We start from the raw sequence: 13932 nt of genomic DNA, 5'->3' as shown, positions 1-13932 counted from the left end.
CAGCCGCCGGACGGCCCGGCACTCCTCGAACGATCACCCGACGGGGCCGCAGGTGAAGGTACGCATTAGATTGAGGCGACGCAGGCGCGTACAGGACCTTTCCACCGCGACCGGCGCCAGAGCCGGCACGGTACGGACGACGTGCGGCCCGTTGCCGGTCGGAGACGACAGTTCGGGGTGATCTCGTGACCGGCAGGCGGCCGATCGACCTGGTCCTTTTCCTCATCGTCGCCTTCGGCGCGTCATGGCTGATCGCACTGCCGCTGTGGCTCGGCCAGGGCCTGGCCACCCCGCTGTTCCCGGTGGTGGCCGCCGCGATGATGTTCACCCCCTCACTCGGTGTGGCCGCGGTCTGGCTGAGGAACCGGGTTCCCGCCAAGGAATGGGCCCGGCGGACGGGCCTCGGCCTCGGGCCGCGGCGGGGACGTACGGTGGCGCTCACGGCCGCCGTCTGGATCGGCACTCCGGTACTGATCGCGGTCGCCGTGGGGATCAGCGTGGCCCTCGGGCTGCTGCGCCTGGACCTCTCCGGCCTCAGCCTGTTCGGTGAGACCCTGCGCCAGGCAGGCGTCACTCCCCCCGCCGACCTGCGCGTCGTGGCGGCGGCGCAACTCGCCGCCGCCATGCTGGCCGGGCCCGTGCTCAACGCCATCCCGGCCCTCGGCGAGGAATGGGGCTGGCGCGGCTGGCTGCTCCCCACTCTCGTCGACCGTCACGGCCGCCGCGCCGCGCTGGTGTCGTCCGGCGTCATCTGGGGCCTGTGGCACAGCCCGCTGACCCTGCTCGGCTACAACTACCCGTCCCTCGGCCCGTGGGCCGCGCTCTACTTCACGGGCTTCTGCGTGCTCGCCGGCCTGGTCCTCGGCTGGCTGCGCCTCCGCTCGGAAAGCGTCTGGCCGGCCGTCGTCGGCCACGGCGCTCTCAACGCCGTGGCCCCGGCCCTCCTGCTCCTCGGCGACGCCGACGCCGTGCCGAACCCGGTGCTCGCCGGCATCACCGGCCTGGCCGGCTGGGTCCTCCTCGCCGTCCTGGCGTTCCTGCTCTTCCGTCTCGGCCGGCTCGAACCCCGAAGCCGTCCGGGCCGAGGAGCCACCGGGGAGGCCGCGTACCGTGCGGATCGGGGAACCGAAGGCGACGGCCGTTCCGGCGATCGCCAGGCAGGTGCCGATCAGCAGACCCGGCCGGAACTCCAGAGCCGCCGCGGTGAGGCCGGCGGCCAAGGCGCCGACTGACTGACCGCCGAAGGCAAGGAAGCGCCAGGTCGCGTTGACGCGAGGAAGCAGCTCCGGGGGGAAGAACGTCTGCCGGAAGGTCTGCTGGTTGACCCCGTAGACCGACGGCCCGGCCCCCGCCATGACCTGAGCCGCCACCAGGACGGCCACCGTGACGAGCACCGGCCCGGACGCGGCGGCCAGCACCGCGCCGGACAGGGACTCGACGAGCATCCCCGCGACGAAGGCCGGCCCCGGCCCGAGGCGGCGTGTCACGGACGGTGCGGCGACAGCTCCCGCGACCGCGGCCACGCCGCTGAGCGCGACCAGCAGACCCACCTGCCCCGGCGAAAGACCGAGATCACGCACGAGGTACAGCACCAGCACGACGGCTTTGAACTGACCCGCGAACGCGCCGATCGTGGCCGCGACGACGACAGGACGCATCACGGGGTGGCCGAAGACCGCACGCCACCCCTCCACGACCTCCGGCCCCAGTCGTCCCGGACGTGCCGCGGCGCTCACCCGGCCGGCCACACGGATACGCGACTTGACCACGGCGGAGACCAGGAACGACGTGGCGTCCACGACGATCGCGACCGGCGCGGTGAGCACCGTCACGAGCATCCCGCCGACAGCCGCTCCGGTCGTGCCGACCGTGGCGTTGCTGAGCATCAGCCCGCTGTTCGCCGCGAGCAACCGGTCACGCGGCACCAGCTCCGGCGTGAACGACTGCGCCGCCACCGCCGACAACAACCCGGCGGCCCCGGTCGCCACAGCCACCACGTACAGATGCCACATCCGCAGCACCCCGAGTACGGCGAGAGCGGGAATCACGCCGAGTACCAGCATCTGCGCCAGATCGGTGACCACAAGAACCCGCCGGTACGGCAGCCGCCCCACCCACACCCCCGCCGGCAGCCCCAGCACCAGGTGCGGCAGCAGCGCCACCGCACTCAGCACCCCCATCTCGACGGCCGACGCACCCAGATGAACCACACCGGTCAGCGGCAACGCCACAGTGGTGACACTGGACCCGAGCAGTGAGACGGAACTTCCCACGAACAGCCGCCGGAAGTCCGCGTGCTTTGTGAGAACCCCCAGGAGCCCCGGCGCGCCACCTCCCGCCTCACCCGATAAGCCGCCGGACGACCCCACATGAAGATCCTAAGCAGTGTTCTCGTGTGGTCCGCCGCGGAGTTTCCGGCTCAGCGTCCTGGAGGGGGGAGGTCAGGTTGTGGTGTTCTGCGCGGTTTCCTTGGCCCAGCGGTAGTCGGCTTTGCCGGCGGGGGTGCGGTGGATCTTTTCGACGAAGGCGTACGTCTTGGGGATTTTGTAGCCGCTCAGGCGGGACCGGCAGTGGGTGGTCAAGATGTCGGGGGTCAGGGTCCGGCCGGGACGGGGTTCGACCACGGCGACTACCTTCGTTCCCCAGTGGGGGTCGGGGAGGCCGGTGACCACGGCGTCGAAGACCGCGGGGTGGCCCTTCAGCACGGCTTCGACCTCCTCTGGGAAGACTTTCTCGCCGCCGGTGTTGATGCATTGGGAGCCGCGGCCGTGGACGTAGATGGTGCCGTCCTCTTCGACCGTCGCGAGGTCGCCGGTGAGGAGCCAGCGGGTGCCTGAGTTGTCGGTCACGAAGGTTTGCGCGGACTTCTCGGGGTCGTTGTAGTAGGCGAAGGCTATGTCGCCGGATTTGGCTATGGTGCCCAAGTCGCCGGAGCCTGGTTTCACGGGGGTGAGGGTTTCGTCCAGGACGGCCAGGGTGCAGGTGGTGTTGGGGTGGTATTTGAGGCCGGATTCGGGGGACGAGCCGGCTGCGGCGGAGGCGGTGAAGCCGGATTCGGTGCTGCCGAAGCTGTCCATGATGAGGACGTCGGGGAGGAGTTCCTGTAAGCGGTCGCGGACGACGCCGGTGAGGATGGCGCCGGTGGAGCTGAGGACCTTCAGGGAGGAGAGGTCGTGGGTGCCGGTGGCGATCTCGTCGGCGAGGGGACGGGCCATGGCGTCACCGGTGATGTTGACGCTGAAGACCTTTTCCGCGGCGATGGCGCGCAGGACGTCGGCGGCGTCGAACCTGCGGACGTAGACGACGGTGGCACCCATCCAGAAGGCGATGAAGGTGCCCATCTGCGCGGCGCCGTGCATCAGGGGAGCGGCCGGCATCATGATCAGAGGGCCGGAGGCCACGGCCGTGTCGACGACCTGCTGGGGGGTGGTGTGGGGGGCTCCCCAGGGGTTGCCGCCGCCGAAGGCCATGAACAGGTCGCGGGTGTGCCACATGACACCCTTCGGCATGCCGGTGGTGCCGCCGGTGTAGATGATGTAGATGTCCTGGTCGGAGCGGGTGGGGAGGCCGTCACGGGTGGTGGAGCGGCCGGCCAGTGCGTCGGGCCAGGGGACGGCTGTGCCGATGCCGGACGGGCCGCCTACGGTGATCAGGGTGGTCAGCGCGGGGCAGTGGGGGGCCACGGCGGACACGCGGTCGTCGAACTCCGCGTCGTAGACGAGGGCGACTATGGCGGAGTCGGTGAACAGGTAGAGCAGTTCCGCTTCGACGTAGCGGTAGTTGACGTTGATGGGGACGGCGCGGATCTTCAGTGCGGCGAGCATCGTGATGACGTACTCGACGCCGTTGTAGAGCTGGATGCCGACGTGGTCGCCGTGGCCCACGCCGTGTGCCGTCAGGTGGTGCGCGAGCCGGTTGGCTTCGGCCTCGAGTTCGGCGTACGTCAGGCGGTCGCCGCCGCAGACGACGGCGACGCGGTCCCCCACCGCGTCGGCGACACCTTCGAACAGGTCGGCGTGGTTGAACTCCATCGGGACCCTCATTCCCGGCGCCGACCGGTCACGGCCGGTCGGCGCCTACGATCCACATCGCGAAGAACTGGGCTCCGCCGCCGTAGGCGTGCCCGAGTGCGAGCCGCGCGCCGTCCACCTGGTGGTCGCCGGCCAGCCCGCGTACCTGGAGCGCGGCCTCGGCGAAACGGATGAGGCCGGACGCGCCGATGGGGTTGGAGCTGAGCACACCGCCTGAGGCGTTCCACGGGATGTCGCCGGTGAGCGCGGTGGCGCCGGACTCGGTGAGCTTCCAGCCCTCGCCTTCACCGGCGAAACCCAGGTTCTCCAACCACATCGGTTCGTACCAGGAGAACGGTACATACACTTCGGCGACGTCGATCTCTCGTCGTGGATCGGTGATCCCGGCCTGCCGGTACACGTCCGCCGCGCAGTCCTTGCCGCCTTGCGGGCTGACGGTGTCCCGGCCGGCCCGGAAGATCGGCTCCGAGCGCATGGCGGCGCCGTGGACCCACGCGGGGGTGCCGGTGACCTTGTGCTCGGCGGCGAGCACCATGGCGCAGGCGCCGTCGGACGACGGACAGGTCTCCAGGTACCGGATCGGTTCCCACAGCATCGGCGTGGACTCGACCATCTCGCGGCTGATGCCGGGGATGCGCAGATGCGCGTACGGGTTCTTCAGCGCGTTCTGCCGGTCCTTGACGGCGACCAGGGTGCCGATGTGGCCGGGTGCGCCGGAGCGGCGCATGTACTCGCGGATGTGCGGCGCGAAGTAGCCGCCGGCGCCGACGACCAGGGAGGCGGTGAACGGCAGATGGGTGCTCAGGGCCCAGGTGGCGTTGGACTCGGACTGCTTCTCGAACGCCACGACGAGCACCCGTTCGTGCACTCCGCCTTGGATGAGCGAGGCCCCGACGAGAGCGGTGGAGCCGCCGACGCTGCCTGCCGTGTGCACGCGGGTGACGGGTTTGCCGGCCGCGCCGAGCGCGTCGGCGAGGTAGGCCTCCGGCATCATGACGCCTTCGAACAGGTCGGGGGCCTTGCCGATGACCACGGCGTCGATGTCGGCGAAGGTCAGCTCGGCGTCCGCCAGCGCGCGCAGCGCGGCCTCGCGGACCAGGCCCGCGATGGACACGTCGTGCCGCCGGGTGCGGTAGTGGGTCTGTCCGACGCCGATGACGGCGCAGCGCTCGGCCATCAGGCCTCCATCACGGTCACGAGGTTCTGCTGGAGGCACGGCCCGGAGGTGGCGTGGCCGACGGCGCGGGCCGCGTCGCCTGCCATGATCCGCCGCGCGGCCTCGCCGACGCGGATGAGGCCGGTGGCCATGACGGGGTTGGCGGCGAGCGGGCCGCCTGAGGGGTTGACGGCGACGTCCGGCCCGAGGCCGAGCGCGTCCCGCAGGATGATCTCCTCGTGGCTGAACTGCGTGTGCAGCTCGGCGACGTCCACCGGGCCCTTGCCGACCCCGGCGGCGCGTCCCGCGTCGGCGGCGGACGCCGAGCGGGCCAGGTCGCGCATGCCGAGGTAGTGGGGTTCGGCGCGGTGCGCGATGCCGGTGATCCACGCGGGACGTTCCGCGATCCGCGTGGCGAGGTCACCGGCGGCGAGCACCACCGCGGCGGCGCCGTCGGTCGGCGGCGCGACGTCGCAGGAACGCAGCGGCCGTACCTGGTAGGGGTCGTCGCCGGTGGGGTCGGGGAGGTGCAGCGCGTACGGGTTGGCGCGGCCGTCGGCGCGGCTGCGGCGCGCGATCTCACGCAGCTCGGCCTCCGGCGCGCCGAGCGCGCTCGCCTGGAGCGCGGCGTACGACACCTGGTCCAGGCCGAGCGGCGCGAGGTAGTACGGGTCCAGTTGCAGGGTCATGACCTCGCGTACGTCGGTCTGCGACGACTTGCCGAAGCCGTACACCAGCGCGGAGTCCACGTCGCCGTGCTGGAGCCGCACCCACGCCTCGTACAGGGCCCACGCGGCGTCCATCTCGACGTGGCTCTCGGAGATGGGAGGCCAGGCGCCGATGGCGTCGAGCGCGGAGACGAAGGAGAACGGCGCGCCTGCCAGGTAGTCGCAGCTCCCCGAGCAGGTGAAGCCGAACCGCGACAGGCCGGAGACGCGTTTGACCTCCTCGATGACCGGCGCGATCAGCTCGGGCTCCGACAGGCCTTCGTCGTGATCGGTGTGCCTGGTCTGCGCGAACGCGACGACGGCTACCTCTCGCACGGGGGTTCTCCCTTTTCCGGGGGTCACGGCTTCGAAGGGGTCACAGGCTTTCCCGGGGTCACAGCGTGACGTCGGGCTCGCCGGTGGGGGCGAACCACCTGATGTTGCTCATCGACAGGGTGCGCTCCTCCGGCGGCACCCACACGGCGCGCACCCGCATGCCCTGCCGCACCTCGTGCGCAGGTACGTCCCCCATCAGCGCGATCATGGGGACGTCCGCGCCGTCGAGCAGGATGAACGCGGACACGAACGGCACCTCGGGGGCCCGCGGGTCCGGCAGGTTGTTGATCGCGAAGGTGGTGACGGTGCCGGTGTCCGGCAGCTCGACCTGCTCCTCGATGCGCGAACCGCAGGAGGGACACACGGTGCGGTACGGCACGTACACCTTGTCGCAGGTGGCGCAGCGGCCGGCGAGGAACACCCCGTCGCGCACGCCTTCGAGGAAGCGCAGCAGCGACGCGCCGGGCCGCACACGGTACTCGGTGCGCTGCGGGGACACCATGGTGGTGACCTCGGGGACGAAGCACGCGATGTCGGTGATGTGACCTTTGCGGTCGGTCTCCGGACGCCACCGGGGACGCACGCGCAGACCGGGACGCAGGGCCTTGACGTCGTCGACCGCGACGGCGTGCACGAGCGCGGTGTCGGCGCCGTCCAGGTCGATGAGCCCCCAGGCGAACGGCCGGTCCAGCGGATGGCCGGGACGCGGCTGTTCGACCCAGGCCCACGTGCGCACGGTGCCGGCGGGGCCGACGGGGACGAACTCGCCGGTCACCGGCTCGCCGGTGTGCGGGTCGTACTCCAGCGGCGGCACGAGCACACGGCCGTCCGCGGTGCGCACCCCGACGAGGCGGCCGTCGCGCAGTTCGGTGAGGAAGCGGCCGATGACCGGCCCGGTCGTCCGGGTGTACCCGCCGGGGAACTCCAGCGCGTGCTCGGCGACCAGCGGTTCAGATGGCACGGTCGTGGCCCTCCCAGTAGGGGTCGCGGAGCTTGCGCTTGAGCAGCTTGCCGTTGGGTTCGCGCGGCAGGTTCTCGACGAAGTCGACGCTGCGCGGCCACTTCATGCGGGACAGCCGGCCCTCCAGGGAGGCCAGCAGCTCGGCGGCGAGCTCGGGGCCGGGCTCGACGCCGGCGGCCGGTTCCACGACCGCCTTGATCTGCTCGCCCCATTCCTCGTCGGGGATGCCGAACACGGCGACGTCGGCGACCTTGGGGTGCACGACCAGCTCGTTCTCGATCTCCGCCGGGTAGATGTTGGTCCCACCGGAGATGATCATGTCGGCCTTGCGGTCGCAGAGGAACAGGTAGCCCTCGTCGTTCAGGTAGCCGATGTCCCCCACCGTGAAGTGCTCGCGCAGGCGGTTGGCCGCGGTCTTGGCGGGGTCGCCTTTGTACTCGAAGCCCGAGCCGGCCATCTTCATGTACACGGTGCCGGGGACGCCGGCGGGTACGGGCTCGTGGTCGTCGTCCACGATGAGGATCTCGCTGATGGGCCAGGGCCTGCCGACGGTGCCGGGGTGCTTGCGCCAGTCCGCCGGGGTGGCGACGGTGCCACCGCCCTCGGTGGCCGCGTAGTACTCGTACACGCAGTCTCCCCACCAGTCCAGCATCGCCTGCTTGACCGGTACGGGACAGGGGGCCGCGGCGTGGATCATCCATTTCAGGGAGGACAGGTCGTACCGCCGGCGTGTCTCGTCCGGCAGGGACAGCAGCCGCTTGAAGTGGGTCGGCACCATGTGCGAGTTGGTCACCCGGTACCGCTCGCACAGCCGGAGCATCTCCTCGGCGTCCCATTTGTCCATGTAGACCAGCGTGTGACCCATGTGCAGCGCGGTGCCGCCGAACTGCGTGACCGCGGTGTGGTAGTTCGGGGACGTGACCAGGTGGACGTTGTCCCCTCCCCCGGTGACGCCGAAGATCCGCAGCAGCCCGGTCATCAGCTCGGCGCCGTCGTCGGGGTCGAAGGGGCCGAGCGGCCGCCGCACGCCTTTCGGCCGGCCGGTGGTGCCGGAGGTGTAGTGCATGGTGGCACCCCACGTGCGATCCGCCGGCGGGGTGGCCGGCATGCCGCCGACCAGGTCCGCCATGGGACGGAAGCCGTCGATCGCGCCGATGGCGAACCTGCGGTGCGGTTCGATCGCCTCGGCGGCGCGCGCGGCCTCCTCGGCGTACCGCTCGTGCGCGACGAAGGCCTTGGCCTCGCTGTCGGTGAGGATGTACGCGATCTCGGGCCCGGTCAGGTGCCAGTTGACCGGCGTGTAGTACCACCCGGCCTGCAGTGCCGCGAGGTACAGCACGAGGCCGTCCACGCCGTTCGGCATCAGCCCGCAGACGCCGTCGCCGGGCTTGAGGCCGAGTGCGCGCAGGCCGTGCACCACCTGGTTGGCGCGTGCGTGCAGCTCACCGGCGGTGTGTTCCGCGCCGTCCGGGCCGACCGCCGCGACCCGATCGGGGTCCGCCTGCGCGAGCCTCCAGAAACCGAGCGACCCCATCGGAACTCCCTTGTCCGGTTCCGTCGTGTTGTCCCCCGGACGCGCCGCAGTGAAGCATGTCCCCAGTGTCCCCGGCAAGCCCTGGCGTCACGGGTGCGTCCCGAATAAGAATCTGTTCTAGTTCGTGTGCGCAGCCTAACCCCGGCCGGCTGAGTCGATCAAGCGCTTGCTCTGGCAAACCGGGGCCGTACCCCCGCCGACATGGAGGAACCTCGTGGAGCTCCTGCCCATCAGCACCCCGCACTGCCGTGTCGAGCGGGACGGCCACCTGGTCGTCGTCACCATGGACCGGCCCGAGGCCAAGAACGCGTTGTCGTCCGACATGCTGGTCGGCCTCGCCGACGCGTGGGCCTACATCTCGGCCGAGCCGGACGTCCGCGTGGGGATCCTCACCGGCGCGGGAGGCACGTTCTGCGCCGGGGCCGACCTCAAGGCGATGGCGTCGCCGTCCGCCGACCCCCGGGTCCAGGAGCGCGCGGCGCAGATCCCCGACTACCACTGGAAGGGCCTGCTGCGCGGCGAGGGGGCACTGCCGGCGAAGCCCATCGTGTGCGCGGTCGAGGGGTACGCCGTGGCGGGTGGCACCGAGCTGCTCGTCGGCACCGACCTGCGGGTGGTGGCCGAGTCGGCGACGCTCGGGCTGTTCGAGGCGCGGCGCGCGCTGTTCCCCATGGGAGGCAGCGCCGTACGGCTGCCGCGGCAGATCCCGTACGCGTTCGCCATGGACATCCTGCTCACCGGCCGCGCCGTCACAGCCGCGGAGGCGCTCCAGATGGGCCTGGTCAACAAGGTCGTGCCGGACGGCCAGGCGCTCGCCGCCGCGCGTGAGCTCGCCGAGCAGGTCGCGGCGTGCGGGCCGCTCGCCACGCAGGCGATCCTGCGCGCGTACCGCGACACGCTCGGCATGGCCGAGACCGAGGCGCTGAAGGTCTCCGACGCCATCGGCTGGCCGGTGATCGGCTCGGCGGACGCCAAGGAAGGCGCGCGCGCGTTCCGCGAGAAGCGGCCGGCCGTCTACCGGGGTGAGTGACACCCCGGTCAGTCCCCGGTGAGGCGGCCCAGGCGCTCCACCGCGTCGACGTACTCCTCGACCAGCTCGAACACGACGTCCTTGGCTGATTTCACCTGGTTCATCTGGCCGATGACCTGGCCCGCGGGGAACGTGGACAGCTCCCCGGCGCCATAGTCGGAGATGCGGCGCAGCGCGGGGGAGATCAGCATGAACTGCAGCGGCATCGGCAGCGTGCCGGGGGACTCGGGGGACTCCCAGGCGTCGGTCCAGGCGTTCTTGAGCAGCCGCGCGGGTTTGCCGGTCCACGACCGCGAGCGCACGGTGTCGCGCGAGGTGGCCTTCAGGATGTGCTCCCTGGCGAGCTCGGGGGTGTCGGCCTCCTCGACGGTCAGCCACAGCGAGCCGGTCCAGACGCCCTCGGCGCCGAGCGCGAGCCCCGCGGCCATCTGGCGGCCGGAGCCGATGCCGCCGGCGGCGAGCACGGGGACGTCCACGGCGTCCACCACCTGGGGGATGAGGACCATCGTGGAGATGTCGCCGGTGTGGCCGCCGGCCTCGGTGCCCTGCGCGACGACGACGTCCACGCCGACCTCGACCTGCTTGACGGCGTGCCGGGGGGTGGAGGCGAGCGCGGCGACCTTGACGCCGCGCGCGTGGGCCAGTTCCACGACGTCGGCGGGTGGCGGGCCGAGCGCGTTGGCGAGCAGCGCGATGGGGTGCTTGAGCGCGGTCTCGACCTGGGGACGCGCGGTGGCGTCGGTCCAGCCGAGCAGCACACGGCCGGCGTCGGAGTGCTCCGACAGCGGAGGCACGCCGTGCTGGGCCAGCAGGTTCTCGACGAACTGCCGGTGGCCGTCGGGGATCATCGCCTGGAGCCGCGCGACGAGGTCCTCGGGGGAGTCGACGCCGAGGTCGGCGCCGGCGTAGGAGGCCGGCATGACGACGTCCACGCCGTACGGCTTGCCGCCGACGTGCTCGTCGATCCAGGAGAGCTCGACCTCGAGCTCCTCGGGGGTGAAGTAGAGAGCGCCGAGCACTCCCATGCCGCCGGCGCGGCTGACCGCGGCGACGACGTCACGGCAGTGGCTGAAGGCGAAGATCGGCAGCTCGATCCCGAACATGTCGGTGACACGTGTCCGCATGGGTCGAACATACGACTACCCACGCGCAAACTGCAACGTGTTCTACATAGGAAGTCACCCCAGTGCTACCAGCCGGTAACCTGTCGCGTTCCAAGGCACTCCAATTCCGACAGAACACGTTCTAGTCCGAGGTTTCCGGCATCCCGGACAGAAAACGGAAATGGCCGAGGGAATCGATCCCCCGGCCATTTCACCGTCGATTGGCCGCCGTGGTGCGGGCCGCCTCAGGCCGCGTGGCTGCCGGAGCGGGGCCGCCGCGCGGCGAGGAGCGCGCCGGCGGCGATGAACAGCAGGCCCACCGCGAGCAGGGCCACCGGCACGGTCGTCCTGAGCGTGTTGATCCGGCTCTTGGCGTCCAGCGCCTTGTCCATCAGCTCGCCGACGCTCTGCGGCGTGTACTTGGCCGTCGCGACGAACGCCACCGAGCGCTCCACGCCGTCCTGCGTCTTCAGCACCTCGTGGCGGCGCTGCTCCTGCTGCACGGGGGTGCCGCTGACCGGTTCGACCCAGTAGGTGATGGTGCCGTCGTACCAGCGGTCCACCTGCACGTCGCCGGTCTGCGTCATGCCGAGCACCTTGGCCGGCGCGGTCAGCGTCTCGACCTTGGTCGGCGGGACGGTCTGCTCGAACTTGTAGACCTGGACGCCGTTGATCGTGTCCTCGCCGGTGAACCTCGCGTCGTACGCCTGGCGGACGGAGGCGTTGAACACCGGATAGGTCCGCTTCTGCGTGTCGAACGGGAACAGATAGATCTGGCCGGACAGCTTGACCGGCTCCTTCTCCACACTGGCGCCGCAGCAGTCCACCCCGGCGCCGGTGAACTTGTTGAACGCGCTGCGGCGCTGCGCGTACGAGATGCCCTCCTTGTCGTTGCTGACGTCGTTCACCGCGGTGAACTCGTCCCACACGACGTCGTCCCCCTTGGCGGCCTCGACGTCGCCGCGGGTGGTCACCGTGATGTCGAGGTTCCCGGTGAGGACCTTCAGGTCCCCTTTGCTGAAGTACCGCGCGTTGTCGGCACGCAGCTTGGTGATGCCGTACTGGTCCGCCGGCGCCGCGATCAGCCGGCCGGCCGCGTAGAACCGCACCAGTGGCGCGAGGGTGACGAGGAAGGCTCCGATCGCGATGAGCACGACACCGGTGATAGTGATTCGCCGCATCCGATCCTCCGGGTGACATGGCGTCCGTACTGAGACACCATGTCGAATAGCGCGTATGTTGCCGGTGATGGTATTCCTCGGGATGGCTCGCGTCACCACGCCGCCGCCAAATCGATAGAAACGAGTTCTACTTGATGCCCGCCGCACACCCGGCGGACGGCCTCGGCCGCTCGGTCCGGCTGTTCCGCGCGTTCACCACCGAACAGCTCGACCAGGACGGCTACTACACACTCCTGGCCGCCGACACCACCGCGCAGCTCGAACGGTACACGCCGCTGCGGGGACGCACGGTGCTGGACGTCGGCGGCGGACCCGGCTACTTCGCACGCTCCTTCGAGGCCGCAGGCGCGCGGTGCGCGCGCCTGGACGCGGACGCCGGTGAGCTGGCGGGAGCACGCGGCGAGCCGGGTGGCGTGCTCGGCAGCGCGCTGGACCTGCCGGTGCGGGACGCGGCGGTGGACGTGTGCTTCTCGTCCAACGTGCTGGAGCACGTGCCGGACCCGTGGCGGATGGCGGCCGAGATGGTGCGGGTCACCCGGCCGGGTGGCGTCGTGTACCTGGCGTTCACCAACTGGCTGTCGCCGTGGGGTGGCCACGAGACCTCGCCGTGGCACTACCTCGGGGGACACCGCGCGGCCCGCAGGTACGAACGCGCGCACGGCGCCGCGCCGAAGAACCGCTACGGCGCCAGCCTCTTCCCCGTGTCGGTCGCCGCCGCGCTGCGATGGGTCTCCCGCCGCGAGGACGTGACGGTGCTGGCCGCCGCGCCACGCTACCTGCCGACCTGGACCCGGCCCCTGGTGCGGGTGCCTGTGGTGCGTGAGTTCCTGACGTGGAACCTGATGCTGGTGCTGCGGCGGCGCTGACCTCAGCGCCGGCCTCATGTGGAACCCGAGGCCGCGGCCATGCGTGACTCCGGCGCCGCGCCGGCCTTCGCACGTCCTCCGCGGGTGAGCGACGCGAGGACGGCACCCGCGGCCAGCGCCACGCCGCCGCCGACGACCCCGGCCGTGGGGACCGTGCCGGTGAGGACGCGGACCCTGCCGAGCTCGGCGCGTGCCTCGGCGGTGCTCACCGCCACCTGCGCGGCGGTGTACGCCAGGGTGCCGTCCAGCACGGTCAGACGTTCGCGGCCGTCGGCGGTGCGGTACGCCTGCCGCACCCGCTCCTCGGCCCGCACCGGGGTGCCGGTGACCGGTTCCACCCAGTACGTGCGCGTCGCGGCGGCCCACAGGGTGACGGGGACGTCCGCACGTCCGGCGGCGCGCGGCGCCACCCCGAGCAGGCGAGGCGGAAGGCCGCGCGAGGAGATCGCGGTCGGAGGGACCTCGCTGACGAAGCGGTACACGACAAGGCCCTCGACGACCTCCGCGCCGGCGAAGCGCGCCGGGTGCGCGCGGCGCGTCGTGACGTCCCACAGGGAGGTGTCCCGGGGAGCGGTGCCGTAGGGCCAGCGGAACACCAGGCCCGAGTGCGTGGCGGGACGGCCCTCGGCGGACTCGCCGCAGCAGCCGAGCGCCACGCCGGAGCGCCGGTCGAACGCCGCGCGTTCCTGCCGGTAGGAGACCAGTGAGCCGTCCGCCGCCGCGACCTCGGTGAACGCGTCCCACACGACCCGGCGGGGGCCGCTCGCGCCGACGTCGCCGCGCAGCGTGGTGGTGCCGCGCAGCGTGCCGGTGCGCACCGTGGCCGTGCCGGGGTCGAAGTACGTCGCACCGCGCGCCTCGGTCTCCACCACGGCGTACACGTCGGGCCGCGCGCCGAGCACCCGCTCGGCGACGTAGAACCGCGTGAGCGCCGCGCCGCTCAGCAGGAACGCGCCGAGCATGACGAGGACCACCGCCGCCGATCGCCTCATGCGCCTCCCCCGCCGAGCCCGCACCACGGGGACCT

The 13932-nt window shown here is 71.4% G+C and carries 11 protein-coding genes and 1 pseudogene; 3 read left to right on the top strand and 9 right to left on the bottom strand.

The window, feature by feature from the left end; genetic code table 11:
* The first annotated feature begins 185 nt into the window (after positions 1-185).
* Complete coding sequence (locus BJ992_RS07815) at positions 186-1232, top strand: CPBP family intramembrane glutamic endopeptidase (protein WP_343072545.1); 1047 nt, start codon at positions 186-188, stop codon at positions 1230-1232.
* On the opposite strand, the pseudogene BJ992_RS34515 reads toward BJ992_RS07815, so the two are convergent.
* From BJ992_RS34515 to BJ992_RS07785, 6 genes and pseudogenes are all read right to left on the bottom strand, one after another.
* Positions 1167-2273: pseudogene (locus tag BJ992_RS34515) on the bottom strand (MFS transporter); the annotation flags it as partial. The gene BJ992_RS07815 and the pseudogene BJ992_RS34515 overlap by 66 nt on opposite strands.
* A 168-nt stretch (positions 2274-2441) precedes the next feature.
* Positions 2442-4031, bottom strand: a complete 1590-nt coding sequence (locus tag BJ992_RS07805) for an acyl-CoA synthetase (RefSeq protein WP_184979245.1) — start codon at positions 4029-4031, stop codon at positions 2442-2444.
* A 28-nt stretch (positions 4032-4059) separates the two neighbouring features.
* Positions 4060-5208, bottom strand: a complete 1149-nt coding sequence (locus tag BJ992_RS07800; protein ID WP_184979244.1) for a thiolase domain-containing protein — start codon at positions 5206-5208, stop codon at positions 4060-4062.
* On the bottom strand, positions 5208-6230 hold the full coding sequence (locus BJ992_RS07795) for a lipid-transfer protein (protein WP_184979243.1): 1023 nt from the start codon (positions 6228-6230) through the stop codon (positions 5208-5210). The genes BJ992_RS07800 and BJ992_RS07795 overlap by 1 nt, the downstream gene beginning before the upstream one ends.
* Positions 6231-6288: 58 nt before the next feature.
* Positions 6289-7191, bottom strand: a complete 903-nt coding sequence (locus BJ992_RS07790; RefSeq protein ID WP_184979242.1) for an OB-fold domain-containing protein — start codon at positions 7189-7191, stop codon at positions 6289-6291.
* Entirely contained in the window at positions 7181-8725 is a 1545-nt protein-coding gene (locus BJ992_RS07785) for an acyl-CoA synthetase (protein WP_184979241.1), read from the bottom strand. The genes BJ992_RS07790 and BJ992_RS07785 overlap by 11 nt, the downstream gene beginning before the upstream one ends.
* Positions 8726-8939: 214 nt before the next feature.
* Between BJ992_RS07785 and BJ992_RS07780 the strand changes: the two genes are divergently transcribed.
* Positions 8940-9755, top strand: a complete 816-nt coding sequence (locus tag BJ992_RS07780; protein ID WP_184979240.1) for a crotonase/enoyl-CoA hydratase family protein — start codon at positions 8940-8942, stop codon at positions 9753-9755.
* An 8-nt stretch (positions 9756-9763) separates the two neighbouring features.
* Here BJ992_RS07780 and BJ992_RS07775 read toward each other — a convergent pair whose 3' ends face one another.
* Together BJ992_RS07775 and pgfA (BJ992_RS07770) are read right to left on the bottom strand one after the other, a co-directional pair.
* Positions 9764-10879 (bottom strand): NAD(P)H-dependent flavin oxidoreductase, encoded by a 1116-nt coding sequence (locus BJ992_RS07775; protein WP_184979239.1) that lies wholly within the window; start codon positions 10877-10879, stop codon positions 9764-9766.
* A gap of 224 nt (positions 10880-11103) precedes the next feature.
* Positions 11104-12039 carry a cell envelope lipid trafficking protein PgfA gene (gene pgfA, locus BJ992_RS07770; protein ID WP_184979238.1) on the bottom strand — a complete coding sequence of 312 codons (936 nt, stop codon included), beginning with the start codon at positions 12037-12039 and terminating at the stop codon, positions 11104-11106.
* A 134-nt stretch (positions 12040-12173) separates the two neighbouring features.
* Between pgfA (BJ992_RS07770) and BJ992_RS07765 the strand changes: the two genes are divergently transcribed.
* On the top strand, positions 12174-12905 hold the full coding sequence (locus BJ992_RS07765; protein WP_184979237.1) for a class I SAM-dependent methyltransferase: 732 nt from the start codon (positions 12174-12176) through the stop codon (positions 12903-12905).
* A 14-nt stretch (positions 12906-12919) separates the two neighbouring features.
* Here the strand turns inward: BJ992_RS07765 and pgfA (BJ992_RS07760) are convergent, their stop codons facing one another.
* Complete coding sequence (pgfA, locus tag BJ992_RS07760; protein WP_184979236.1) at positions 12920-13897, bottom strand: cell envelope lipid trafficking protein PgfA; 978 nt, start codon at positions 13895-13897, stop codon at positions 12920-12922.
* Positions 13898-13932 lie beyond the last annotated feature (35 nt).

The organism is Sphaerisporangium rubeum, from assembly GCF_014207705.1.
Taxonomy (GTDB): domain Bacteria; phylum Actinomycetota; class Actinomycetes; order Streptosporangiales; family Streptosporangiaceae; genus Sphaerisporangium; species Sphaerisporangium rubeum.
Note: the sequence above shows the minus strand (reverse complement) of the source record. Positions and strands in the feature narration are given on the sequence as shown.

What these genes read in the sequence shown, in the direction of transcription:
- BJ992_RS07805 (WP_184979245.1), bottom strand. Translation starts at nt 4,031, where the DNA reads ATGGAGTTCAACCACGCCGACCTGTTCGAAGGTGTCGCCGACGCGGTG.
- pgfA (WP_184979236.1), bottom strand. Translation starts at nt 13,897, where the DNA reads ATGAGGCGATCGGCGGCGGTGGTCCTCGTCATGCTCGGCGCGTTCCTG.
- BJ992_RS07785 (WP_184979241.1), bottom strand. Translation starts at nt 8,725, where the DNA reads ATGGGGTCGCTCGGTTTCTGGAGGCTCGCGCAGGCGGACCCCGATCGG.
- BJ992_RS07775 (WP_184979239.1), bottom strand. Translation starts at nt 10,879, where the DNA reads ATGCGGACACGTGTCACCGACATGTTCGGGATCGAGCTGCCGATCTTC.
- BJ992_RS07800 (WP_184979244.1), bottom strand. Translation starts at nt 5,208, where the DNA reads ATGGCCGAGCGCTGCGCCGTCATCGGCGTCGGACAGACCCACTACCGC.
- pgfA (WP_184979238.1), bottom strand. Translation starts at nt 12,039, where the DNA reads ATGCGGCGAATCACTATCACCGGTGTCGTGCTCATCGCGATCGGAGCC.
- BJ992_RS07765 (WP_184979237.1), top strand. Translation starts at nt 12,174, where the DNA reads ATGCCCGCCGCACACCCGGCGGACGGCCTCGGCCGCTCGGTCCGGCTG.